Source organism: Paenibacillus dendritiformis (genome assembly GCF_015845845.1).
GTDB classification, from domain to species: Bacteria; Bacillota; Bacilli; order Paenibacillales; family Paenibacillaceae; genus Paenibacillus_B; species Paenibacillus_B dendritiformis_C.
Window position 1 is genome coordinate 40426 of the sequence record NZ_LDIG01000048.1, and the last position, 25460, is coordinate 65885.

Consider the following 25460-nt stretch of genomic DNA (forward strand, 5'->3'; position numbering starts at 1 on the left):
ACCTCCATATTCATAGTAAGTTATAGTAGAAAATGTTCACGTTCCCGTATGGGCACGGAGTATCTTACGCTTCTGCTTCTTGCTTCTCTGCGACCGCCTTGACGGCGAGTGCGAAGTTGCGCACAGGCGCTTGGAGCACGCTGAGCAACATGGACAGCAAGCCTTCGCGGGAAGGAAGTTCTGCCAGTGCCTTGATTTGAGCTACATCGACAACGCGGCCTTCGACCACGCCACCTTTGATCTCAAGAGCGTCATTTTTCTTCGCAAAATCGTTCAAAATCTTCGCAGGAGCTACTGCGTCTTCCGGGCTGAAAGCGATAGCCGTCGGTCCGGACAACACTTGATCCAGCTCGGTCAATTCCGCTTCCGCTGTCGCGCGGCGAACCATGGTGTTTTTCAACACTTGGAACTCGATGCCTGCTTCGCGAAGCTGCTTGCGAAGCTCAGTCACTTGAGACACGTTCAAACCGCGATAGTCGGTTACAACCGTCGTTACGCTGCCACGCAGTTTCTCTGCGATTGCTTGCACTTCTTGCTGTTTCGCTTCGATAACTTTTGCGTTTGCCACTCGATCCACCTCCTACAAGTTCTTATCTAACCGCATCCTGGACTATTATGTTCTACCTACACGAGCATAAGAAAAGCCTCTGCAGCAATCTACAGAGGCATCACGAATGCGGCGGCGCCTGATCACGCATGTTCCCATGCGCCACCGCATCTTCTATTTCGAACACCTCGGTAGGAGATTAAGCCTTACGGCACCTACTGTCTATGGTACGATTATTCATTTTCAACATACACGCGAATCTCACAACCTCATTAGGATACCATAGCTGGCCAACTTGTGTCAACCTCAACTATAGCAAACCAAGAATGCGAGATACTGCCGAACTTAGCGATAGTTCGCTGTGTTCACGCGTACGGCAGGCCCCATCGTGGAAGATACCGCGATGTTCTTCATGTATACGCCTTTGGCCGCAGCCGGCTTCGCACGGTTCAGCGCGTCGATGAGTGCTTTCAGGTTTTCGTTCAACTGTTCGGCACTGAAGGACGCTTTTCCGATAGGCGCATGAATTTGGCCTGCTCTGTCCAGACGGTACTCGATTTTACCCGCTTTGATCTCTTGGATCGCTTTGGCAACGTCGAATGTAACCGTGCCGGCTTTCGGGTTAGGCATCAGGCCCTTACCGCCGAGGATACGGCCCAATTTACCTACTTCGCTCATCATGTCCGGTGTTGCCACGCAGACATCGAAGTCGAACCAGCCTTGCTGGATTTTGTTGATCATATCCTGATCGCCTACAAAATCAGCGCCAGCCGCTTCCGCTTCTTTCGCCTTTTCGCCTTTTGCAAAGACGAGAACGCGCTTCGTCTTACCTGTTCCGTGAGGAAGCACGACTACCCCACGCACGTTTTGGTCCTGTTTGCGCGGGTCAACGCCCAGGCGCACAGCAACTTCAACGGTTTCGTCAAATTTAGCCGTAGCCGACTTTTTCACCAATTCAATGGCTTCCGCCGGCTCGTAAGTTGCATCTCTATCGATCAACTTCGCGGCTTCTTCATACTTCTTGCCACGTTTTGCCATGATTTTGTTCCTCCTTCGTGGTAATAGCGGTTGAACCTCCCACATCTGTCACGAGACCCGATTAGTCTTCGATGACGATACCCATGCTGCGGGCTGTGCCTTCAACCATGCGCATAGCCGATTCTACGGATGCCGCATTCAGGTCTGGCATTTTTTGCTCAGCGATTTGGCGAACCGTATCGCGCTTCACTGTAGCTACTTTCTTTTTGTTTGGCTCGCCGGAACCTTTTTCGATCTTGGAAGCCACTTTCAGCAATACTGCTGCTGGAGGCGTCTTCGTAATGAACGTAAAGGAGCGATCCTCGAATACTGTGATTTCAACAGGAATGATAAGGCCTGCTTGATCGGCAGTCTTCGCGTTGAATTCCTTACAGAATGCCATGATGTTCACGCCTGCTTGACCCAGTGCCGGACCGACCGGCGGCGCAGGATTCGCTTTCCCTGCAGGAATCTGCAATTTTACCACTTTGATGACTTTTTTTGCCATTGTCGTACACCTCCTTGCGCTAATATGTGAGTCCGGAGCAAGCTCCCCTCACAACAGAAAACCTGTCAAAGATGTATTAAATCTTCTCCACCTGATGGTAATCCAGTTCAAGCGGGGTTTCCCTTCCAAACATGTTAACATGGACCTTCAACTTCGCTTTATCGAGAAGGATCTCTTCGACCGTGCCGACAAAGTTAGCGAAAGGCCCTACCTTAATGCGTACCGATTCCTTCAATTCGAAATCGACCTTCGGCTTCGGCTCTTCCATTCCCATCTGCCGCAAAATCTGTTCTACCTCTTCCGGCATCAGAGGAATCGGCTTCGAGCCGGATCCCGTGGAACCGACGAATCCAGTGACGCCCGGCGTGTTGCGGACAACATACCAGGATTCATCCGTCTGGATCATCTCAACCAATACATAGCCAGGGTAAACCTTGCGCATGACGGTTTTTTTCTTGCCGTCTTTGTTCACCAATTCTTCTTCCATCGGAACAAGAACCCGGAATATCTTGTCTTCCATTCCCATGGATTCGACGCGCTTTTCCAGATTGGCTTTCACTTTGTTCTCATACCCGGAGTAGGTATGAACAACGTACCATCTCTTTTCCATAACCAAGCCACCTTGGGACTTTATTAAATAATCGCTTCGACGATCGCGGAAATGCCGATGTCAAGGACCCAGAAATAAAGCGTCATAAAGATAACCGTCCCCAATACGACCAACGTATAGCTTGTCAGCTCTTTACGATTGGGCCAGCGAACTTTTTTTAATTCACCCCAGCTGTCGGCAAAGAAGGAAAACAATGAACTGAAAGGTTGTTTCAGTTTCCCGAAGAAAGCCACGGACTACACCTCCATCAGACTTATCTCGTTTCGCGATGAGAAGTATGCTCGTTGCAGAACTTGCAGAATTTCTTCAACTCAATGCGGTCTGGGTGATTGCGCTTGTTTTTTGTCGTCGTGTAGTTGCGTTGTTTGCAGCTCGTGCAAGCCATCGTAATAATTACCCGCATGTAGTACACCTCCTGAAGACACCTTATTGTGATAAGAAGCGTCGAAATTATAGTCTAACGAATACGGATACGCCCTCCTGCCCGATGACAGGGAGCTTCCGTTCCCGCAAGCTGAATAAGCCAAGCTTACTCAGTAATACGTACGCATATTTAGGCCTACCTAAAACACTTTATCACAAGGGTCAATTGAAGTCAATGAAAAGATAGCGCTGCTGTGGGGTTCGCAGGGCTTCCTCGCTATGCCGTTGGACAGCTGCTTGCCGGTAAATCCGCTCTCTCGAAATCGACTATTATTCATTATTGTGGAATCTGAACAAATCTAAACCTGCGACGATGAGGCAATCGACAGACAATGCGATAGGGGCGGTCAGCAGAAGGGGCAGATTTGGGTAAAAAAAGAAAGCGTCCGTCCTTCTCCTCTTAGAGGAGGTACACTACTGATTTAGTCGCAATCCGCGGACACTCTTCTACTCTTCTCCGTCGCCGTCCCGCAGTTCCAGATAGCGCTCCAGCTTGCGCTTGACGCGCTGGAGGGCGTTGTCTATCGACTTGACATGGCGATCCAGATCAACGGCAATCTCCTGATAGGATCGGCCATCCAAATACAACATTAGCACTCTGCGCTCAAGATCGCTCAAAATCTCGGCCATCTTGTCTTCCAGTCCGACGAATTCTTCCTGATTGATAATCAGCTCTTCCGGATCCGACACGCGGGAGCCTCCGATAATATCAAGAAGCGTCCGGTCCGAATCCTCATCATAGATCGGCTTGTCCAAGGATACATAGGAGTTCAATGGAATGTGCTTCTGGCGCGTTGCCGTCTTGATTGCGGTAATGATCTGCCTCGTGATGCACAGTTCGGCAAACGCCTTGAATGAAGCCAACTTATCGCCCTTGAAATCCCGGATTGACTTATATAATCCGATCATACCTTCTTGTACGATATCCTCGCGATCGGCTCCTATCAAAAAATAAGAGCGTGCCTTCGCACGTACGAAATTACGGTACTTGTTAATTAAATACTCTAGCGCTTCGCTGTCTCCCTCACGAACTGCGTCGACGAGAAGTTCATCCGACAACCGTTCGTACGGACAGGGGGTGCTCAATGCTCTGAGGTCAACACTCACTAGCAATCCCTCCGGCCTGCAACGCAATTCACCGTTACATCACAAATGATAGATTCAGTATATATGAATCTATCTCGCACCGTCAACCAAGTAAAGCCTTATCCGGCGCGGAATTCCAGCTATTCGACAAATTGTCCTAATCTTCTTCCCCCCGGCGCATCCGTTCGAGCTTCAGCAGTTGGTCGAGGCTGAGCTTTCCTTCCAGCGGATTGCGCTTCACCGGCTTCGAGGCATGCTCGCGAATCCGGCTCTCCACCTCCCGCCTCGATTGCTCCACGATAATCCGAAGCTCGCGGGCCGATATGCGCAGCGCGCCGAGGCCGAGGACGACGCGCTGCTCGGTCATATCCGAAGTGGCTACATAGATCTGGCGCCGGCGATGGGAGAGCTCCTTGACAAGACGCTCGATGCATTCGTCCGCCGTTTCCTTCTCCTTCGTGAAGTAGACTTCGATCTTCCCCTGTGTATAGGTGGCTCCCAGACCGGGGACGCGGTAGGCGTCAAAGACGGCGATGACCCGCCGGCCGGAATACGCCTGATACTCCGCCAGGTTGTCCAGCAGGCGGTCGCGCGCGTCCTCGAGCCTCCGGTCTGCCAACTGCTTCAGCTCGTGCCAGGCGCCGATCATATTGTAGCCATCGACCAACAGCACGTCGCGCCAATCTTGCTGCCGCATTCTCAGCCGCGGCGCCGGCGCACGACCTCATACATGAATATCCCGGCGGCGACCGACGCATTTAACGAATTGATCTGTCCGGCCATCGGAAGCTTCAGCAGCGCATCGCAGGTCTGCTTGACGAGGCGGCCCATGCCCTTGCTCTCATTCCCGATGACCAGCGCGATCGGCATCGTGAACAGGTCCGTCTCGTACAGGTCCTGGGTCGCGGACACATCCGTTCCGACGAGCCAGATGCCCCGCTCCTTCAACTGCTCCATCGTCTGCGCCAGATTCGTTACCCGCGCGACCGGCACATATTCTACGGCGCCGGCGGATGTTTTGGACACGGTGGCGGTCAAGCCGACCGAACGCCGCTTCGGAATGATGACGCCATGCACTCCCGTGCAGTCTGCCGTCCGGAGAATCGATCCGAGATTATGCGGGTCCTCGATCTCGTCGAGGATCAAGAGGAACGGCGCCTCTCCCTTCGCTTCCGCCCGGGCGAGGATATCGTCCACCTCCACATAGCCATAAGCGGCTACCTGGGCGACAACCCCTTGATGCTGCACGCCCTCCGCCATCTGATCGAGCTTGCGCTTGTCGGCGGTCTGAACGATGACGCCCGCCTTCTTGGCTTCGGCGATAATCGGCTGCGTCAGATGCTTCTGCGCATTGTCCGCAATCCATATTTTATGAATGGTACGGCCGGAGCGGAGCGCCTCGGTGACCGAGTGCTTTCCGGCAATGTATTCTTCCATGTCTATGCTGCCTCCCGTAATCTTGCTTCCTATTGCCGTTCAATCGGCTATTCCGGGTTGTCCCGGATGCTCCCGGCCGGCGGGCTTGGGCGAATGTTCTGCTCCGGAGCGGCCATCCATCCCGCTGCCCCGGCCGTTCCGCCGCGCCGCCTATTCGGGCTTCCCGCGTCCACCCGTCTGTGACGGCGCTTCGTCCTCATCCGGCGCCTGCACGACGATCTCGGCCAGCTCCCGAATGCGGTCGCCGCGGCCGATAAAGTACAAGTAGCCGAACAGCGCCTCCAGCGCCGTCGCCTGGCGGTACTCATTCACATTGGCGCTCTTCGGCACCGCAGACTTGGCATTGCGCCCCTGGCGAACGATGTCCGCCTCCTCCGCCGTCAGCAGCGGCGCAAGCCGCGCAAGCGCCCGCGCCTGCGACTTGGCCGACACGTAGCGCGTCGCCTGCCGGTGCAGCACCTGCGGGCGATGGTTCGGCATGGAGATAAGATACTGGCGGATCGCCATCTCATAGACCGCATCGCCCATATACGCCAGCACGATCGGCGGCAGCAGCTTCGGCTCCTTCGCCGGCGGAAAAGGGAACAGCCATGTTCCCCCCGCCTCGGCGCCGTCCCGGCGCACGGCATTCATTCCCCGTTCCTCATTGTCATTCATCACGTCTGTTGCTCCATCCTTCGCATCCGGCTGCACCCGCGGCTCCCTCATTTGCGGCGCCAACGGATGCCTTGCGGCGTATCTTCCAGGATGATGCCCTGGGCGGTCAGCATATCGCGAATCTCGTCGGCTCGCCCCCAGTTCTTCGCCTGGCGCGCTTCGGTGCGCTCCTGAATCAGGCGGTCGATCTCCTCGTCCAGCAGCTCCTCTTCCTCCTGCTCCGGTACAAGCCCAAGCACGTTGTTCATCGCCTCGATCGCATCGAGCAGCGCTTGCAGATTCGCCGTACGCCGCTCGTCCTCGCTCCCCTGTTGCATCGTGCTGTTCGCCAGGTTCACCCAGTCGAATATGGCCGTAATCGCATCGGCCGTATTGAAGTCGTCCTGCATCTTCGCGTCGAACGTATCGAGGATGCCGGCCAGCTTCTGCTGCAAAGCCTCGTCCGGCTCCCGCTCCGCCGCGTCCTCCGCCGACTTGAGCAGATGGCGGAGGTTCTGGACCGCATTGACGATGCGGCCTGCGCTCTTCTCGGCCTGCATCATCGCTTCCTCGCTGAAATTAAGCGGATTGCGGTAATGAGTCGCGAGGATGAAGTAGCGAATCGCCTCCATCTTGTAGCGCGCGCGGAGCTCCTTGACGATAACGCCGTTGCCGAGCGATTTCGACATTTTTTCGTTGTTGATATGAATGTACCCGTTATGCATCCAAATATTCGCGAGCGGCTTGCCGGTCAGCGATTCGGATTGCGCCACCTCGCACTCGTGATGCGGGAACTGCAAATCCTGGCCTCCGCCGTGAATATCCAGCGTATCGCCCAAAAATTTGCGCGCCATGGCGGAGCATTCGATATGCCAGCCCGGACGGCCCTCTCCCCACGGGCTCGGCCATGAGATTTCTCCCGGCTTCGCCGCCTTCCAGAGCACGAAGTCTTCCGGATTTTCCTTCCGTTCATCGACCTCGACCCGGATGCCGTGCTGCAGCTCCTCCAGGTTCTGATGGGAGAGCTTGCCGTATTCTTTGAACCGGTTCGTGCGGAAATAGACATCCTTGCCGGATTCATAGGCATAGCCTTCCTCCACCAGATTGGCGATAAAGGCGATAATTTCCTCGATATGATCGAGCACGCGCGGATTGTGCGTCGCGCGCCGCACGCCAAGGCCGTCGATATCCTCGTAGAATGCCTGAATGAACCGCTCCGCGATGGCAGGCACGGGATCGCCCGTCTCCATCGACTTGCGGATGAGGCGATCGTCCACGTCGGTGAAGTTCACGACATAATTCACCTCATAGCCGATCTGTTCCAAATAGCGCCGCACCACATCGAATACGATCTGGGGGCGGGCATTTCCGATATGAATATAATCGTACACGGTCGGGCCGCACACATACATGTTCACCTTATCCGGATTCACCGGAACGAAAGTTTCCTTGCGGCGCGTCATCGTGTTGTAAATCTGAAGCGTCATGTTGAGTTAACCTCCCTGTTTCATGTGCCCGTTTCGGGCTATTGACGTTGCGCAACCTCCGCGGAGCCCTCGCGGAGGGCTGCCGTCTCCTGCTTGTGCTGCTCCAGCTCCGCGCGCAGCGTATCGATCTCCCGCTGCATTCCGCGCAGCATGTCAATGACCGGATCCGGAAGCTGGGCATGGTTCAGCCGGTCGACGCGGACGCCGTCCTGCTTCACGATCCGGCCAGGAATGCCGACGACCGTGCAGTTGGCCGGCACCTCCCGCAGGACGACGGAGTTGGCCCCGATATTCGAATTGTCGCCGACCTTGAACGAACCGAGAACCTTGGCCCCGGAGGCGATAACGACGTTGTTCCCGATCGTCGGGTGGCGCTTGCCTTTCTCCTTGCCGGTACCGCCAAGCGTGACGCCTTGATAGATCACGACATCGTTCCCGATCTCGCAGGTCTCGCCGATAACGACCCCCATGCCGTGATCGATGAACAGCCGTTCCCCGATGCGGGCGCCGGGATGAATCTCGATGCCCGTAAAGAAGCGGCTCACCTGGGAGATGATGCGGGCGATCGTGAACCAGCGGCGCTTATAGAACCAGTGCGCCACCAGATGAGCCCAAATCGCGTGCAGGCCGGAATAGGTAAAGATCACTTCAAATCGGCTGCGTGCCGCCGGGTCGTTCTCGAATACGGCCCGGATGTCGGATTGCATTCTTCGGTAGATGCGTCGCATGACCCGTCCCCCTCTTCTCTGTCGGCTTTGATTCGTTCATAAAACGGTGGTCGGAGAACACGATGTTCGGGATATTCGATGCGTGTACTCCAAACGTGTACTTCAAACATGTACTTCAAACATGTACTTCAAACATGTACTTCAAACATGTACTTCAAACGTGTAGTCCAAGCATGCATTCCAAAATGCTGTAAAATTACATGATTTTCATAACAGCCGGCGAGCGCCCGAATGAATCCTGCAAATATACAGGAATTTTCGCTGTTCTCGCACGGTTTCGCCCAAATCCCGGAAAAATACTGCAATCTAGCAGCATTTTACGCAGATTCCCGCTCCGAGACGAGAAATTGCTGCATTTTTGCAGGATTGACGATGTGACAAGGGCCGCTCTCTGCGGAGTAGTCCAAGAGCAGCCCCCGCGGCATTTTTTGCCCCCATATAAAAAAGCCTCCGCAGCCGGTATCGGCTGCAGAGGCGCAAGGCGCGGTTCCACTCTGCATAGACAGCGATGAGGTCCCGGCAGCCCCCCCTGTGCAGGATCCGGCTGCGCGCAATAAATAAAGAGCTGCGGGTATCGCTATCCATCTTCACTGTCCCGTAACGCGGACAACCCGCCGCCCCCTACCCGTGCCGGTGCACGCTCAAGGGCGGAGCTTCCGGGCGCAACGCGCCAGCCGCGAACCGGAACGACTTGCAGCCTGTCAGGCCTTGGCTGTCCGCCGCGTCCTGCCGATCGTTCTCTCTGTGCGGTTCGTAATCGCTGGCACTCTCCCGTTCAACGCCTTTTTTTGGATGATTCGACTTTTTGTCGTTAATTTTAGTTCATCGTCCAGCCTAACTATCCCGACTTTCCTGACTATCCTGATGCTTCTCAGTATATCGGATCGGTCCTCCGAATGACAATAAGAAGTTGGCCCCTTAGATTTGCCGCGGACAACTATGCCCCTTGGCCAAGGCGGCCCCGCATCTGCACTCCTCGCCGTGATGGCCCCGCATCTGCGCTCCACGCAGTGCCGGTTCTGCAGCTACACGCCTAGGCGCTGACAGACCGCCGGTCCTGCCGCTGCCTGCCCGCCTACGCGCCTACTCGCCTTGGCGGAGACGGTTCAGTACGGTCTCTTTGCCGAGCAGCACGATCGTCTCGTTCAAATCCCGTCCGTGCATCTGGCCGGATACGGCGACGCGGACCGGCATGAACAGCCCTTTGCCCTTGGCGCCGGTCTCCTTCTGCACTTCCTTCAGCGCCGCCTTGACCGTGTCGGCGTCCCACGCTTCCGCCGCTTCAAGCTTGGCGTGCAGCGCCTGCAGCACCGCCGGAACCTGCGGCTCCTCGAGGACGGCCTTCGCCTCTTCCTCTATCGTCAGCTCTTCGCGGAAGAACATTTCCGACAGCGCGACGATGTCCGAAGCGCAGGTCATCTGCTCCTGATACAGCTTCACGAGCGCTTTCGCCCAAGCCTGCTGCTCTTCGCTCAGCGTTTCCGGCAAGCGCCCCGCCTTTTGCAAGTGCGGGATGGCAAGCGCCGCAATCCGCTCCGGATCCGCCTGCTTCATGTATACGTTATTCAGGTGGGCCAATTTGTTCGTATCGAATACGGCCGGACTCTTCGACAGCCGGTTCGCATCGAAAATCCGAATCAGCTCCTCGCGGGAAAAAATCTCCTCTTCCCCTTCCGGAGACCAGCCAAGCAGCGCGATGAAGTTCAGCATCGCTTCCGGCAAGTAGCCGAGCTGCTCGTACTGCTCCATGAACTGGATGATCGACTCGTCCCGCTTGCTCAGCTTTTTCCGGTTCTCGTTTACGATGAGGGTCATATGCCCGAATACCGGCGCTTCCCAGCCGAACGCTTCGTAGATCATCAATTGGCGCAGCGTATTGGTGATATGATCCTCGCCGCGCAGCACATGCGAAATGCGCATCAAGTAATCGTCGAGCACGACCGCGAAGTTGTAGGTTGGAATACCGTCTTTCTTCACGATGACCCAGTCGCCGGTCGTCTCGGAATCGAACGTAATCTCTCCCTTGACGAGATCGTTGAATGTATAGGAGCGCTGCTCCGGCACCCGGAAGCGGATGCTCGGCTGGCGTCCTTCCGCTTCAAGGCGCGCCCGGTCCTCCGCCGTCAAATGGCGGCAGGTGCCCGCATACTTCGGCGTCTCCCCTCGCGCCATCTGGGCTTCCCGCTCCGCCTCCAGCTCCTCCTCCGTGCAGTAGCAGCGGTAGGCGAGACCGCGCTCAAGCAGCTCATCCACATGCTTGTTATAAATATCGAGACGCTCGGTCTGACGGTACGGCCCGTATTCCCCGCCGACATCGACGCTCTCGTCCCAATCCATGCCGAGCCATTTCATATACTTGAACTGATTCTCTTCGCCGCCTTCCACATTGCGCTTCACGTCCGTATCCTCGATGCGGACGATAAAGTCTCCGCCGTGATGGCGTGCGAATAAATAGTTGAATAATGCCGTGCGCGCATTGCCGATATGCAGATGTCCTGTCGGACTTGGCGCATACCGGACACGAATGTCGTTGCTCATACGAATTCCCCTCCGGACACATTGCCTAGTCTTGATCTATCCAATTATGATACCATATCACCGCGAAACGTGAAATAAGCATACGACCGCTTGCGCCGCAATGCCTTCCCCCCGGCCCGTGAAGCCTAGCTGTTCGGTCGTCGTCGCCTTGACGTTGATCTGCGACACGTCCGCTTCCAGGAGACGCGCCAGATTGGCGGCCATCTCCGGCACATACGGCAGCATCTTCGGCTTCTGCGCGATAATCGTGCAGTCGAGGTTGCCGAGCCGGTAGCCCCGCTCCTTGGCGAGCGCCCATACCTTCTCCAGCAGGACGCTGCTGTCCGCGTCCTTGTAGGCTTCGTCCGTATCCGGGAAGTGCTTGCCGATATCGCCCAGACCGAGCGCCCCAAGCACCGCGTCGCTGACCGTATGCAGCAGCACGTCCGCGTCGGAGTGCCCCAGCAGCCCCTTCTCATACGGAATGCGCACCCCTCCGATAATGCAAGGACGGCCTTCCACCAATTGGTGCACGTCGAAGCCTTGTCCTACTCGTATCATGTTCTGCCTCTCCCTTCGTCGTTCCATCCGGTATTACCGCTCTTCCCCTGGCGCCGCCGCATGGCGGGCCAGCCACCAGGAGGCCCACTCCAGATCGTCCGGCGTCGTCAGCTTCACATTCGTGTACTCCCCTTCCACGATGCGCACCTGCATCCCGGCCCGCTCCATCAGCATCGCATCGTCGGTGCCGATGAATCCGTCCGCCGCGGCCCGTTCATGCGCAGCCATCACATCGGCAAGACGAAAAGCCTGTGGGGTCTGAATCGCCCACAAGCTGCGTCGGTCCGGCGTCGCCGTAATGACGCCTCCGTTCACCTGCTTAATCGTATCCTTCACCGGCACGGCCAGGACGGCCGCCCCATGCTCTCTGGCAGCCCGGTAGCATGCCTCTACGCTGCCCGTCTCCACGAACGGCCGCACCCCATCGTGAATCAGCACGTAGCCCAGACCGAGCGCCCGGACCGTCTGAAGCCCGGCGTACACGGAATGCTGCCGCTCCGCGCCGCCGGGGACGATGGCCCGGACCTTGTCCAAGCCGTACTCCTCCTGCCAAGCGGCGCAGCGGGCCGTATCCTCCGGGGAGGCGACCCAGACGATGGCTTCGCATGCCTCCATCGTCTGGAACCGCTCCAGCGTATGTATAATGACCGGCTTGTCCAGCAGCGGCAAATATTGCTTGCTCTCCGCGGCGCCCATGCGCGAGCCTCTGCCGGCCGCCACGATAACCACTCCAAAGCCCTGTTCCATCTCTGTCAACCTCCATGATGGTGCTCTTCCCATCATACCTGTTTATTGGGCTTTTTCCAACAGTTTCGGCTTGGCAAAAATCATGCGTCCGGCCGACGTCTGGAGCACGCTCGTCACCAGCACCTCCATCGTCATGCCGATGTACTCGCGCCCGCCTTCGACGACGATCATCGTGCCGTCGTCCAGATAAGCGACGCCTTGGCCATGCTCCTTGCCGTCCTTGATGACCTGGACGACGATTTCCTCGCCCGGCAGGACAACCGGCTTGACCGCATTGGCCAGGTCGTTGATGTTCAGGACCGATACGCCCTGCAGCTCGCATACTTTGTTCAGGTTGAAGTCGTTCGTGACCACTTTTCCTTTCAAGACTTTGGCCAGCTTCACCAGCTTGCTGTCCACCTCGGAGATCTCCTCGAAGTCCCCTTCGTAGATCAGCACCTTCACTTCCAGCTCTTTTTGGATCTTATTCAAAATATCCAAGCCTCTCCGGCCGCGGTTCCGCTTCAGCAAATCCGAGGAGTCGGCGATATGCTGCAGCTCCTCCAGCACGAATTCCGGGATGACGATCGTCCCTTCTATGAATCCTGTCTTGCAGATGTCGGCGATGCGGCCGTCGATAATGACGCTCGTGTCCAATATTTTATGCTCTTCGACGCGCAGCTCCTCTTCCTCCGCCACCGGCTCGCTCAGCCATGGCAGGGCGGCGATCCATTCCGCCATATCCTGCTGCTTCATCAGCGCAATCTGCAGGCCCGCGCTGGCGAACAGCACCAGCAGAACGGCCGACAGCATCAGCCCGGCGCTTCCGAATTCGCGCAGCAGCGGCGTCAGCAGCGCAGCGAAGCAGATTCCGGCGAAAGCGCCCGCCGTACCCGTAACCAAGGTTCCTGTGGACACGAGCGCGATGCGCTCCCGCCATTCATTCCAGCTTTTTGCCAACGGCATATAAAGTACACGACTGAGTACAAATAAGCAAAATGCCCCGCCCAATGCCCATGCGAGCCGGCCGGCAGATAGTCCCGGATTCGCCAATCCCGTGAAGCCCATGGTCTGGGCGTACCAATAGCCATGGAACTCCCAACCGGCCCAGGCGCCGATAATGCCCGCCATTCCGGTAAACCAACGTTTGAACATGTGCGTCCACCTCCTCACTTTCAATCGATTTCCTTACAATTATGGCCCAAGCTCCTCGCTCCTAATCGTTCATTTCCATATTTTCCTGCCTGTCCAAGTTGAAATCTGGTAATTCACAGACGTATAATGGACATGAAACCGTGTTGTGAGCGATTTATGCGGGCTTCGCGCCGCATCATATCAAGAATAGAGGTGGATGGAAATGAGTACTCCCAATTTGCAAGCGCTCCAAGAGCAAGTAGCCGATCTTGTACTGCGACACCGGAGCCTGTTGGACATTCTGTCCAAGTACGGCCAGTCCGACGCCTCGGTTAACCGTGCCGTGACGAAGGCAATCACAGAATGCGGATGCCTGGAGGTTCACGCCAAGCGGCAGCCTTACAGGGCAGAGATGGACGTGGAGGAAGCTCGCCAGTCCCTCGAAAGCCATGTACACGGCCATTTATGCGAAAATTGCAAAGATATCGTGAAGCATGAACTGGGCAAGCATCTGTTCTACATGTCGGCTCTGTGCAACCTCCTCGACATCAATCTTGACGATGTGGTGAAGCAGGAATCCAGCCGGTGCGATACGCTCGGTATCTTTAACTTGTCTTGAAAAAGCAGCTGCATGCGCGGCTGCTTTTTTGTGCCCGGGCACGCAAAAAAGCCCTCTCCGCTGATGGAGAGGGCTTCTTCGGTATAAACTCATGAACGATAGCAAGTGCAGGATGCCGTTACGAATGCTTCGAGCGGACCCATTCTTCCGAATCGCGCTGTTTGCCTCGACGCCGGTTCAGCATCCTAACGTTTTTTTTTAAGCCGAGCAGAGCATACAGAACCAGCGGCACGAAAATGAGCTTCGGCGTCTGTTCCGGCTTCCAGAGCGCGATGCCGACGGCTGCCGCGATGACGAAAGGCGTCAGCCACAGCGCTTTTTTGGAAATGCCGACCTTTTTGAAATTCGGATATTTCACGGTGCTAACCATTAAGTACGATAATAAAAGCATGGCGATAATGAGATACGGTGCCGGAATACTTTCATGGAACAGCGCCAGGGTGCAGGCTACGCCGCCTGCAGCCGGAATCGGCAAGCCGATGAAGTAGCCCGGAATGCCTGCCTTCACGTTGAAGCGGGCCAGCCGGAGCGCCCCGCAAATCGGGAAGATGGCTGTCACTACCCAGCCCAACGCCGGGTTCATATCGCTAAAAGCTACAACGTACATAATAAATGCCGGCGCCACACCGAAGGAAATGACATCGGACAAGGAATCGAGCTCTTTGCCGAATTCGCTTTGCGCGTTCAAGGCCCTGGCCACGCGGCCGTCGAGACCGTCCAGCAGCATGGCGATGATAATCATGAGAGCAGCCAAATCATAATTATTATGAAACGCAAGCATGATGGAAATGATTCCGAGGAACAGGTTACCGACGGTAAACAAGCTCGGAATGGACTTTGTAATCATAGGTTCACCTCTAATTTTACTATGCCCAACGTTCATCTTTTCATTGTAGGAAAATCAAATTTGCCTGTCAATGAATACCTGCTCCTGAATGCGCTTGAGCCCTTCCTTGATGGCGCGTGCGCGCACTTCGCCAATTCCGTCCACGTCATCCAGTTCTTCGATGGTAGCCATCATGACGTGAGGCAAGTATTGGAACGTATCCACCAGGTTCTGTATGATGACGTTCGGCAAGCGAGGAATCTTGCTCAGCACGCGGTAACCGCGCGGCGATACGGATTCATCCTGGATGGCGCTTGTCGTCGGGTAACCGAGCAGCCGTATCAGATGATGCGCGTCCAGCAGCTCGTCGGCGGTGCTCTTCTTGAGTTGAACGAGAATCTCGCGGACTTTGTCATCCCCGTTGTCGCGGGCATAATCCTTGAGCAGCAGCCACGCATCCTCTTCCGTGTTGCTGACCAGCTCTTCCAACTGCATGCTGATGAGACGGCCTTCCGTTCCCAGTTCGTTGATGTATCGCTTTATCTCCATTTTAATACGTAATACCATCTCGATCCGTTGCAACACATTCACGACATCGTACAGCGTCACTTGCTCCTCGAATTCGGAAGCGGTCAAGTTCGTCATTCCCTGGACGAGCACGGCTCTATATTTCTCCAAGGTCTGAATCGCCTGATTCGCCTTTGTCAGGATGACGCCAATCTCCTTCAGCGCATACCGGAGGCTTCCTTGGTACAGGGTAATGATGTTGCGGCGCTGGGAGATCGACACGACCAGCTTGCCCGTCTGCTTCGCGACCCGCTCCGCCGTGCGGTGGCGAATCCCCGTCTCCGTCGAAGGAATGGAGGAATCCGGGATCAGCTGCGTGTTGGCGTACAGGATGCGCTTCACGTCTTCGCTCAAGATGATCGCGCCGTCCATCTTGGCCAATTCATACAAATAGCTCGGAGAGAAATCGCTGTTGATGGAAAAACCGCCATCGACGACCTCCATCACTTCCGGGCTGTAGCCGACAACGATAAGCGCTCCTGTCTTCGCCCGGAGCACGTTCTCCAATCCTTCGCGGAACGGAGTTCCCGGCGCCACCATCCGCAACAGATCGTTCATAATATCCTGCTGACTGTCCTTCATTCTATATCTAAGCCCCCTAACCTAACGCTGCGGTCAATGCTTCCGCTACCGTATTTACGCCCACTATCTCAATATGTCCAGAAGGGGTCCATCCCCGCAGGCTCTTCTCTGGCAAAATAATTCGCTTGAAGCCCAGCTTCTCGGCTTCCTTCACGCGCTGCTCGGCACGCGACACCGCGCGCACTTCACCTGTCAATCCCACCTCGCCGAAGACAACGTCATACGCCTGGGTCGGCATATCGCGGAAGCTCGACGCCAAGGCGACCGCAATCGCGAGATCGACCGCCGGCTCATCCAGCTTCAGCCCGCCGGCCACATTTACATAGGCGTCCTGGTTCTGAAGGAACATGCCCATGCGCTTCTCCAGGACGGCAATGATGAGCGCCAGGCGCTGATGATCGATTCCCGTCGACATTCTCCGCGGCGAAGGAAAGTTCGTCGCCGACACGAGCGCCTGCATCTCGACAAGAACCGGGCGCGTTCCTTCCAGGCTGGCGACGACCGTCGAGCCGGAGACCCCCAGCGGCCGTTCCTGAAGGAACATCTCCGACGGATTCTTCACTTCCGTCAAGCCGCCCTCCGTCATCTCGAAAATGCCGATCTCGTTCGTGGAACCGAAGCGGTTCTTCACGGCCCGCAGGATGCGGTACGAATGATGGCGCTCGCCTTCAAAATAGAGCACGCAGTCCACCATATGCTCCAGCATGCGGGGGCCGGCGATGGCTCCTTCCTTCGTCACATGGCCGACGAGGACGGTCGCGATGCCCCTGCCCTTCGCAATGCGCATGCACACGCTTGTGCATTCGCGAACTTGGGCCACGCTGCCGGGAGCCGATTCGACCGCCGGCTGATATACCGTCTGAATCGAGTCGATGACAAGAAAGTCCGGGCTCATGGCCTCGATCGCCTCTTCAATATACTGCAAGTTCGTCTCGCTCAGGACGAACAGGCGCTCGGACAGCGCCCCGAGCCGGTCGGCGCGCAGCTTCGTCTGGCGCGTCGATTCCTCGCCGGACACATACAGCACCTTCAGGCCGCTGGCTGCCAGCGCGTTGGAAGCCTGCAGCAGCAAGGTCGATTTGCCGATGCCCGGGTCGCCGCCCACGAGGATGAGCGAGCCCGGGACCACGCCGCCGCCGAGCACGCGGTTCAATTCATCAATCGTCGTGGACAGGCGCGCTTCCTGTTTACTTTCTATTTGTATGATCGATTGCGGTTTTTCTTTCGTTTGAATGAGGGAAGTGTGGACGCCCGCCGTCTTGACGACCGTCTCCCGCTCCTCCACCATCGTGTTCCACTCGCCGCAGCCCGGGCATTTGCCCATCCACTTCGGGGATTCATATCCGCAATCCGTACAGAAAAACTTGGTTTTTACTTTGGCCATATGAGCCGACACTCCTACTGACTCATCATTGTATAGGTTGCCACATCTATATTAGGTTTATCGGCATAACGCAATACAAAGATAAAGCGTGACAATTTTCTACTGGCTTTTGCCGAAGATTGTACATTATCTTTAAGTTTACCATTTTTAAGTAGGGGGTGAAAGGACTTTCGCATTTCATGAAAAAAACGCATCTCCTCCCGGAGGAGGAGATGCGCTCGGATGGCTGCATCCTATGAAAATGTCAGGCCTTTGCCGGCGTATTGCGAAGCACGACCAGATTGCCGTCCTGTTCGTCGATCGTGACGGAATCGCCCTTCTCGATGTCGCCTTTCAGCAATTCCTCGGACAGGCGATCTTCGATATGCTTCTGAATCGCCCGGCGGAGCGGACGCGCTCCGTAGGCCGGATCGTAGCCTTCCTTGGCGAGGAACGCCTTGGCCGCATCGGTCAATTGGAAATCGACATCCTGCTCCTTGAGCCGCTTGCGCAGCTCCTCGGCCATCAGCGTTACGATCTCGGCGATATGCTTCTCTTCCAGCGAGTGGAAGACGATAATCTCGTCGATCCGGTTCAGGAACTCCGGACGGAAGCTCTTCTTCAATTCCGCCATCACTTTGTCTTTCATATTGTTGTAGTCGCGCTCATTGTTGTCGGAGGAGGTAAAGCCCAGCGTCGTATTGCGCTTGATCGCCTCTGCGCCGACATTCGACGTCAAAATGATGAGCGTGTTGCGGAAGTCGACGACCCGTCCCTTGGAATCGGTCAGGCGTCCATCCTCCAGCACCTGCAGCAGGATGTTGAATACTTCCGGATGCGCCTTCTCAATCTCATCGAGCAGCACGACGGAGTATGGCTTGCGGCGCACCTTCTCGGTCAACTGGCCGCCTTCCTCATAGCCGACATATCCCGGAGGCGCTCCGACCAGACGCGCGGTCGAATGCTTCTCCATGTACTCGGACATGTCGATGCGGATGACCGCATTCTCGTCGCCGAAGAGCGACTCCGCCAGCGCGCGGGCCAATTCCGTCTTCCCGACCCCGGTCGGACCGAGGAAGATGAACGAGCCCATCGGGCGCTTCGGATCCTTCAAGCCCGCGCGAGCCCGGCGAATCGCCCGGCTGACGGCCTTGACCGCTTCGTCCTGGCCAATGACGCGCTCATGCAGAACCTCTTCCATATTGAGGAGACGCTGCGTTTCTTCTTCCTTCAGCTTGACGACCGGCACGCCGGTCCAGCTGGAGACGATCTGGGCGATATCTTCCGGCGTGACCTCGGAATCCATGCGGCCCTGCTTCTCCTTCCACTGGTTCCGCACCGAGTCCAGCTCCTCGCGCATCTTCTGCTCCGTATCGCGAAGCGCGGCCGCCTTCTCGAATTCCTGGCTCTGCACGGAAGCGTCCTTCTCCTTGCGGATGTCTTCCAGACGTGCTTCCAGTTCCTTTAGGTTCGGCGGTACCGTGTAGGAGTTCAAGCGTACTTTGGACCCTGCTTCGTCAATCAGATCGATGGCTTTGTCCGGCAGGAAGCGATCCGTAATATAGCGGTCGGACAGCTTCACGGCCTGCTCAATCGCTTCATCGCTAATTTTGACGCGGTGATGCGCTTCGTAGCGATCCCGCAGCCCTTTCAAAATCTGAATCGTCTCTTCGATCGTCGGCTGATCGACCGTAATCGGTTGGAAGCGGCGCTCCAGGGCGGCGTCCTTCTCGATATATTTGCGGTACTCATCCAAGGTCGTCGCCCCGATGCATTGGAGCTCGCCCCGAGCCAGCGCCGGCTTCAAAATGTTGGACGCATCGATAGCGCCTTCCGCTCCGCCCGCGCCGATGAGCGTGTGCAGCTCGTCGATGAACAGGATGATATTCCCCGCTTGGCGGATCTCATCCATAATTTTTTTCAACCGATCCTCGAATTCGCCCCGGTACTTCGTGCCGGCCACGACGGAGCCCATATCGAGCGTCATAACGCGCTTGTCGCGCAGCGTCTCCGGAATCTCGTTGTTGATAATCTTCTGCGCTAGCCCTTCCGCTACCGCGGTCTTCCCGACGCCCGGCTCCCCGATGAGGACCGGATTGTTCTTCGTGCGGCGGCTCAGCACCTGGATGACGCGCTCAATCTCCTTGCTGCGGCCGATGACCGGGTCGAGATTGCCTTCCTTGGCGGCAGCCGTCAGATCGCGCGCCAGTCCGTCCAGCGTCGGCGTGCTCACATTCTGGGATTGCCCGTGATGGCTGGATACCGCTTCGCTGCTGCCCAGCAGCTGCAGCACCTGCTGGCGCGCCTTGTTCAGGCTGATGCCGAGGTTATTCAGCACGCGGGCCGCGACGCCCTCGCCTTCCCGAATCAGGCCCAGCAAAATATGTTCCGTGCCCACATACGTATGGCCCAGCTTGCGGGCTTCGTCCATGGACAGCTCAATCACTTTTTTGGCGCGCGGAGTGTATGCGATATTCGTAGGCTGCTCCTGCCCGCGCCCAATCAAGGACTCCACTTCGTCCTGAATCTTCTCCAGGCCGAGGCCGAGCGCCACGAGCGCCTTGGCTGCGATGCCTTCCCCTTCCCGGATCAGCCCGAGCAAAATATGCTCGGTTCCGATATTGTTATGTCCTAGACGCACGGCTTCTTCCTGAGCCAATGCCAATACTTTCTGGGCACGTTCCGTAAATCTTCCGAACATCATATTCAAGCACCTCCATTGGTCGTTTTCGATTTGCTTAATTTGTCGCGTATCAAGCTAGCCCGATACATGTCGCGTTCTTCCGTAGACAATGATTTCTTGTATATATGCTGAAGGAAGCCTGGCTGTGTCATCACGAGCAGTTCATTGAGGTCGGAAGGATCGAGATGGTTCAAAATATTCAGATCCGAACCAAGCCGGATATCCGACAGCCGTTGGGCCGCTTCCTTGGAATCCATAATCGCCGCATGCTTCAATATTCCGTAGGATCGGCAGATGCGATCCGTCAGGCGCATGCGATTGTTCTCGAGCAGCTGGTCGCGCGCGGCCTTCTCATGCTCGATGATCTGCTTCACGACGCTGTACAGGCTGTCAATAATCTCGGCTTCCGATTGGCCAAGCGTAATCTGGTTCGACACCTGAAACAGATTGCCTATCGCCTCGCTGCCTTCACCGTAGATGCCGCGCACCGCCAGCCCCACCTGGGTGACCGCCTGCAAAATGCGGTTAATCTGCTGCGTCATGACGAGGGCCGGCAAATGCATCATGACGGAGGCCCGAATCCCCGTGCCCACATTGGTTGGGCAGCTGGTCAAGTAGCCCCGCTTCTCATCGAACGCGTAGTCGACATGCGCTTCGAATACGTCGTCAATGCGGCTGGCCTGCTCCCACGCTTCCCGAATCTGCAGTCCCGGGTACAGGCATTGAATGCGCAAATGGTCTTCCTCGTTCAGCATAATGCTGATCGATTCATCCTCGCTCAGAATGACCGCCCCGTTGCGCGATTCATTCACGAGGGCCGGCGAGATCAAATGCTTCTCGACCAGCACCTGCTTCTCCAGATCGCTTAGCTCCGCCAAGTTCCATCGTTGGAAAGACGTATGGAAGCCTGACATCTCCGGCTGCTCGATGACCGCGGCCAGCTGGTTCAGCACTTCGACCGATTGCTGGTTCGTCGCAAGCAGCGGGAACGGCACGCCGCACAGGTTGCGCGCTACGCGGATGCGGCTGCTGATGACGATCTCGGAGTCCGGTCCCGTTCCGCGCATCCAGTCACTTATCGCATGCTCCATGAATTGGCGTTGGGCCATTTTCGTCATCTCCTTTCACCTTGCCGATCATTCATCGTTGTCATTCTATCGTTCAGGGGGTTAGCCATGCTGAGCAGACGAGTCAGGGCCCCCTTCGTTCCCTTCCTTCTCCAGCTGCCGAATACGGTCGCGCAGCTGCGCCGCCCGTTCGAATTCTTCCTGCGCAATGCTCTTCTGAAGCTCGAACTTGAGCTCATCCAGCTCGCGCTTGCGTTGAATGCGTCCCCCGCCGCGCTTCGGAATTTTCCCGGTATGAACCGTATTCCCATGGACACGCTTCAGCAGCGGATCAAGCCGGTTGCCGAAGAAGGAATAACATTTGTCACACCCGAACCGGCCCAGCTTCCCGAACTGGGAGTAGGTCAGCCCGCATTTCTCGCAGCGCATCGCCTGAGGCATCTGCGCACCGTAGTCGCCGCTTCCCTTGGCGGCTCCGCCGGACAAATCGAAATCGAGCAGTCCTGACAGCAAATTATGGATGGAGAAGCCGTTAGCCGTGCCCGGTATCCATTCGCCTTTCTCACGGGCACACGATTCACAGATGTGGAATTCCGTCTTCTGCCCGTTAATGATTTTCGTAAAGTGCAGAGTAGCCGGCTTCTGACCGCATTGTTGACACATCATGGCCATTCTCCTCCTTATCCTGGATCCTGGTGGATTCACTTATAGTAAAGGGATCAGCAGTCGGATTGGCGCCTGCTTCCCCCGGGTTAAAATAAAGGCAGCATACCTTATTGCTTGCTTAACAGCCCGAGCAGCATCGCCCGCAGGAGACGGGCGCGGATCTCGTCCCGGTAGGGCAGCTTCACCGCCAGATTGTCGCGTGATACCGCTGCTCGCAGCAGTATCGCTTCCCGCCGGGAAATGACGTTCGCTTCTTCCAGTTGATATATGAGCCCTTCCGCTGCCTCTTGCCCGATCCGATTCCCGATCGATTCGCATAGATGGGTATGAATCGCCCGCTGATCCGGAAGCTCAATCCGCTGGATGCGGATATACCCGCCGCCGCCGCGCTTGCTCTCCACAACGTAACCCTTCTCCAGAGTGAAGCGAGTGCTGATCACATAGTTGATTTGGGAAGGAACACAGGAGAACTGCTCTGCGAGGTCGTTCCGCTGAATCTCCACGGCGCCTTCCGGGCTGTCGATCAGCATGATTTTCAAATGCTGCTCAATCAAATCGGAAATATTGCGCATCTTCTGCCCTCCTTTGCGTCCATTTCTCTCTATATTAGCTTTAACCATTTTTGACTGTTCCTTATTCGGTGATGACAAAAACAATGGGTTTTTGTCAAATTAAGTCTGACTTTGACTTTCTTTGACCTTGACTTTATGATAGCACTTTTTTCTTGTGTTTTCAAGCGGCTTTTGCATTCGCTTGGTCCTTATTTAGTCTGCCAAAAGTTGACCTAAAATAAACTTGGACTTCAAAAAGAAATGAAGGGATGCGGTTGGCATAGAAAGTGATTCGCCGCTGCATCGAGCAGGGCGATGATCTGTGGACTGGGCATAGCCAAACGCCTTCTGCGCAAGCTTATCTACTCGAGATACCTCGCCCGCTGCGAATGATCCGGCTTATTCAGAGTTACTCATGCTGAAGAATGCTGAAGATGATCCATGTGCAGTTCAGTGTGGGAGGCGAAGGTCGACAATCAGATTAGCATAAGGAGTTAGGCCAAGAAGATTAGGAAGAATTTCGTGCTCTCTTGTGGGACATTTTGAAAAAGGAGAGGCATGGCGAGTCATATCTTTAATGGCTTCAACGATTTGGATGGAGACGCTGCTTGTCTGGACTCAGGATAACTGATAGTTCGATATTTCATTTTTAGCGCATCTGTGGATATCCCTTTTTTTAGCGCAGCATTTCAGGCGGAAATTATGAACATTCCGTGGATATTGTGCATGAAAATGTGGATGATGAGGATAACATGCAGCATTTTGCAGTTCAAAAAGATATTCACAGGTGGATAACATTTCGATTATGCCATTTGGGACTAATGAATAACATTTCGTTGCTTCGTCGGGTCTGACCTAGACGCAGACTCATTGAAGGAAATCCTGCAAAAACGCAGGAATTGGTTGAGCAGGGAAACTCCAAAAAGAGAATCCTGCAAAAGTGCAGCAATTTCCGCCGTTTTTCTTAGCCTTCCTTCACAAGAGAGTGAAAAGATGCAGTTTTGCAGGAATTCGGCCGTTTAACAACCCAAACGGTAAAAAATACTGTATGTATGCAGCATTTCAGGGTCCGCCGTCTGAACCCACTGCGTTCGCCCCGGGGGATATGATTCAGGAAATAAAAAAACCACCGACAGAAGTCAGTGGTCTTTGTCTGCTTGGCAGCGTCCTACTCTCCCGGGACCCTGCGGTCCAAGTACCATCGGCGCTGGAGGGCTTAACGGTCGTGTTCGGGATGGGTACGCGTGGAACCCCTCCGCTATCGCCACCAAACAGATAAGGTTTATACCTTAAAAACTGAATGCGAAAGTAAAATCATCAAACCATCCGGGGTCCCCGAAAAGTAATCGGTGTTGCTGCAACGCTTCACGTCACTTTTTGGGGTGAAAGTAGGATAAGCCCTCGACCGATTAGTATTGGTCAGCTCCATGCATTGCTGCACTTCCACCTCCAACCTATCTACCTCGTCGTCTTCAAGGGGTCTTACCAATGTGGGAAATCTCATCTTGAGGGGGGCTTCACGCTTAGATGCTTTCAGCGCTTATCCCTTCCGTACTTGGCTACCCAGCTATGCCTCTGGCGAAACAACTGGTACACCAGCGGTACGTCCATCCCGGTCCTCTCGTACTAAGGACAGCTCCTCTCAAATTTCCTACGCCCGCGACAGATAGGGACCGAACTGTCTCACGACGTTCTGAACCCAGCTCGCGTACCGCTTTAATGGGCGAACAGCCCAACCCTTGGGACCTACTTCAGCCCCAGGATGCGATGAGCCGACATCGAGGTGCCAAACCTCCCCGTCGATGTGGACTCTTGGGGGAGATAAGCCTGTTATCCCCAGGGTAGCTTTTATCCGTTGAGCGATGGCCCTTCCATGCGGTACCACCGGATCACTAAGCCCGACTTTCGTCCCTGCTCGACTTGTAGGTCTCGCAGTCAAGCTCCCTTCTGCCTTTGCACTCTTCGAATGATTTCCAACCATTCTGAGGGAACCTTGGGGCGCCTCCGTTACTCTTTAGGAGGCGACCGCCCCAGTCAAACTGCCCGCCTGACACTGTCCCCGAACCGGTTTCACGGTCCCTGGTTAGAACTCCGATACGATCAGGGTGGTATCCCAACGGCGCCTCCACCGAAGCTGGCGCTCCGGCTTCCCAGGCTCCCACCTATCCTGTACAGACCGTACCAAAGTCCAATATCAAGCTGCAGTAAAGCTCCATGGGGTCTTTCCGTCTTGTCGCGGGTAACCTGCATCTTCACAGGTATTAAAATTTCACCGGATCTCTCGTTGAGACAGCGCCCAAGTCGTTACGCCATTCGTGCGGGTCAGAATTTACCTGACAAGGAATTTCGCTACCTTAGGACCGTTATAGTTACGGCCGCCGTTTACTGGGGCTTCGGTTCATAGCTTCGCCTTACGGCTAACCACTCCCCTTAACCTTCCAGCACCGGGCAGGCGTCAGCCCGTATACTTCGCCTTACGGCTTCGCACAGACCTGTGTTTTTGCTAAACAGTCGCTCGGGCCTATTCACTGCGGCCCCCTCGGGCTATTCACCCTACCGGGGCACCCCTTCTCCCAAAGTTACGGGGTCATTTTGCCGAGTTCCTTAACGAGAGTTCTTCCGCGCGCCTTAGAATTCTCTTCTCGCCTACCTGTGTCGGTTTGCGGTACGGGCACCTTTACCTGGCTAGAGGCTTTTCTTGGCAGCATGAAATCAAGACCTTCGGTACTGTAATTTTCCCTCCCCGTCACAGCCCAGCCTTACGGTCAGCGGATTTGCCTACTGACCAGCCTCACTGCTTGGACGAGCATCCATCTGCTCGCGTCCCTATCCTTCTGCGTCCCCCCATTGCTCATAACGGCTACGGTGGTACAGGAATTTCAACCTGTTGTCCTTCGACTACGCCTTTCGGCCTCGCCTTAGGTCCCGACTTACCCTGGGCGGACGAGCCTTCCCCAGGAACCCTTAGGCTTTCGGCGGACTGGATTCTCACCAGTCTTTTCGTTACTCATACCGGCATTCTCACTTGTGTACAGTCCAGCAGTCCTTCCGGTCTGCCTTCCACCCGGTACACAACGCTCCCCTACCACTGCATCGACTTCACTCCAGCTTCGAAGTAT

24 protein-coding genes, 2 rRNA genes and 1 other annotated feature are annotated in these 25460 nt (G+C 55.8%); of the genes, 1 reads left to right on the top strand and 25 read right to left on the bottom strand.

What is annotated here, in order from left to right:
* Positions 1–64: 64 nt before the first annotated feature.
* The 16 genes from rplJ to ABD76_RS01590 form a co-directional block, all read right to left on the bottom strand.
* A complete protein-coding gene (gene rplJ, locus ABD76_RS01515) occupies positions 65–568 on the bottom strand; it encodes a 50S ribosomal protein L10 (RefSeq protein ID WP_197253688.1) in 504 nt (167 codons plus the stop codon).
* 60 nt (positions 569–628) lie between these two features.
* Positions 629–793 (bottom strand) — a sequence feature (ribosomal protein L10 leader region).
* Between the two features lie 99 nt (positions 794–892).
* On the bottom strand, positions 893–1585 hold the full coding sequence (rplA, locus tag ABD76_RS01520) for a 50S ribosomal protein L1 (protein ID WP_168182404.1): 693 nt from the start codon (positions 1583–1585) through the stop codon (positions 893–895).
* A gap of 61 nt (positions 1586–1646) precedes the next feature.
* Positions 1647–2072, bottom strand: coding sequence for a 50S ribosomal protein L11 (rplK, locus tag ABD76_RS01525; protein ID WP_006676477.1), 426 nt, complete (start codon positions 2070–2072; stop codon positions 1647–1649).
* Positions 2073–2148: 76 nt separating this feature from the next.
* Positions 2149–2682: a transcription termination/antitermination protein NusG gene (nusG, locus tag ABD76_RS01530; RefSeq protein ID WP_006284329.1), complete on the bottom strand. Its 534-nt coding sequence runs from the start codon at positions 2680–2682 to the stop codon at positions 2149–2151.
* A 23-nt stretch (positions 2683–2705) separates the two neighbouring features.
* Positions 2706–2897: a preprotein translocase subunit SecE gene (secE, locus tag ABD76_RS01535; RefSeq protein WP_172879079.1), complete on the bottom strand. Its 192-nt coding sequence runs from the start codon at positions 2895–2897 to the stop codon at positions 2706–2708.
* Positions 2898–2935: 38 nt separating this feature from the next.
* Positions 2936–3085: a 50S ribosomal protein L33 gene (rpmG, locus tag ABD76_RS01540; protein ID WP_006676475.1), complete on the bottom strand. Its 150-nt coding sequence runs from the start codon at positions 3083–3085 to the stop codon at positions 2936–2938.
* Between the two features lie 467 nt (positions 3086–3552).
* Entirely contained in the window at positions 3553–4212 is a 660-nt protein-coding gene (sigH, locus tag ABD76_RS01545; protein ID WP_040730925.1) for an RNA polymerase sporulation sigma factor SigH, read from the bottom strand.
* A 136-nt stretch (positions 4213–4348) separates the two neighbouring features.
* Positions 4349–4888 (bottom strand): NYN domain-containing protein, encoded by a 540-nt coding sequence (locus tag ABD76_RS01550; RefSeq protein WP_197253690.1) that lies wholly within the window; start codon positions 4886–4888, stop codon positions 4349–4351.
* A gap of 2 nt (positions 4889–4890) precedes the next feature.
* Positions 4891–5628, bottom strand: coding sequence for a 23S rRNA (guanosine(2251)-2'-O)-methyltransferase RlmB (rlmB, locus tag ABD76_RS01555; RefSeq protein ID WP_197253692.1), 738 nt, complete (start codon positions 5626–5628; stop codon positions 4891–4893).
* 150 nt (positions 5629–5778) lie between these two features.
* Positions 5779–6261: a Mini-ribonuclease 3 gene (locus ABD76_RS01560; protein ID WP_242069294.1), complete on the bottom strand. Its 483-nt coding sequence runs from the start codon at positions 6259–6261 to the stop codon at positions 5779–5781.
* 71 nt (positions 6262–6332) lie between these two features.
* Positions 6333–7751: a cysteine--tRNA ligase gene (gene cysS / locus ABD76_RS01565; protein WP_197253695.1), complete on the bottom strand. Its 1419-nt coding sequence runs from the start codon at positions 7749–7751 to the stop codon at positions 6333–6335.
* A 38-nt stretch (positions 7752–7789) separates the two neighbouring features.
* Positions 7790–8479 carry a serine O-acetyltransferase gene (cysE, locus tag ABD76_RS01570; protein WP_197253697.1) on the bottom strand — a complete coding sequence of 230 codons (690 nt, stop codon included), beginning with the start codon at positions 8477–8479 and terminating at the stop codon, positions 7790–7792.
* A gap of 1083 nt (positions 8480–9562) precedes the next feature.
* Complete coding sequence (gltX, locus tag ABD76_RS01575) at positions 9563–11017, bottom strand: glutamate--tRNA ligase (protein ID WP_197253698.1); 1455 nt, start codon at positions 11015–11017, stop codon at positions 9563–9565.
* A 57-nt stretch (positions 11018–11074) separates the two neighbouring features.
* A complete protein-coding gene (gene ispF, locus ABD76_RS01580; RefSeq protein ID WP_168182412.1) occupies positions 11075–11557 on the bottom strand; it encodes a 2-C-methyl-D-erythritol 2,4-cyclodiphosphate synthase in 483 nt (160 codons plus the stop codon).
* 33 nt (positions 11558–11590) lie between these two features.
* Positions 11591–12304: a 2-C-methyl-D-erythritol 4-phosphate cytidylyltransferase gene (gene ispD, locus ABD76_RS01585; protein ID WP_197253700.1), complete on the bottom strand. Its 714-nt coding sequence runs from the start codon at positions 12302–12304 to the stop codon at positions 11591–11593.
* A 42-nt stretch (positions 12305–12346) separates the two neighbouring features.
* Positions 12347–13438: a PIN/TRAM domain-containing protein gene (locus tag ABD76_RS01590; RefSeq protein ID WP_197253702.1), complete on the bottom strand. Its 1092-nt coding sequence runs from the start codon at positions 13436–13438 to the stop codon at positions 12347–12349.
* Positions 13439–13640: 202 nt separating this feature from the next.
* On the opposite strand from ABD76_RS01590, the gene ABD76_RS01595 reads away from it, so the two are divergent.
* The gene (locus ABD76_RS01595; protein WP_197253704.1) at positions 13641–14036 is read left to right on the top strand and encodes a nucleoside triphosphate pyrophosphohydrolase family protein; all 396 of its coding nucleotides are present in this window, start codon (positions 13641–13643) and stop codon (positions 14034–14036) included.
* A 118-nt stretch (positions 14037–14154) separates the two neighbouring features.
* On the opposite strand, the gene pssA is transcribed toward ABD76_RS01595, so the two are convergent.
* The 9 genes from pssA to ABD76_RS01640 all read right to left on the bottom strand — a co-directional run.
* Positions 14155–14883, bottom strand: coding sequence for a CDP-diacylglycerol--serine O-phosphatidyltransferase (gene pssA / locus ABD76_RS01600; protein WP_197253706.1), 729 nt, complete (start codon positions 14881–14883; stop codon positions 14155–14157).
* Between the two features lie 54 nt (positions 14884–14937).
* Positions 14938–16011, bottom strand: a complete 1074-nt coding sequence (disA, locus tag ABD76_RS01605) for a DNA integrity scanning diadenylate cyclase DisA (protein ID WP_197253708.1) — start codon at positions 16009–16011, stop codon at positions 14938–14940.
* Positions 16012–16027: 16 nt separating this feature from the next.
* Positions 16028–17395, bottom strand: coding sequence for a DNA repair protein RadA (gene radA / locus ABD76_RS01610; protein ID WP_197253710.1), 1368 nt, complete (start codon positions 17393–17395; stop codon positions 16028–16030).
* A gap of 244 nt (positions 17396–17639) precedes the next feature.
* Positions 17640–20078: an ATP-dependent protease ATP-binding subunit ClpC gene (clpC, locus tag ABD76_RS01615; protein ID WP_197253712.1), complete on the bottom strand. Its 2439-nt coding sequence runs from the start codon at positions 20076–20078 to the stop codon at positions 17640–17642.
* A 2-nt stretch (positions 20079–20080) separates the two neighbouring features.
* A complete protein-coding gene (locus ABD76_RS01620) occupies positions 20081–21166 on the bottom strand; it encodes a protein-arginine kinase McsB (protein ID WP_197253714.1) in 1086 nt (361 codons plus the stop codon).
* A 60-nt stretch (positions 21167–21226) separates the two neighbouring features.
* Entirely contained in the window at positions 21227–21790 is a 564-nt protein-coding gene (locus ABD76_RS01625; protein ID WP_197253716.1) for a protein-arginine kinase activator protein McsA, read from the bottom strand.
* Positions 21791–21897: 107 nt separating this feature from the next.
* Complete coding sequence (locus ABD76_RS01630; RefSeq protein ID WP_197253718.1) at positions 21898–22362, bottom strand: CtsR family transcriptional regulator; 465 nt, start codon at positions 22360–22362, stop codon at positions 21898–21900.
* Positions 22363–23496: 1134 nt separating this feature from the next.
* Positions 23497–23613, bottom strand: a 5S ribosomal RNA gene (gene rrf, locus ABD76_RS01635).
* A 117-nt stretch (positions 23614–23730) separates the two neighbouring features.
* A 23S ribosomal RNA gene (locus ABD76_RS01640) occupies positions 23731–25460 on the bottom strand; the annotation flags it as partial.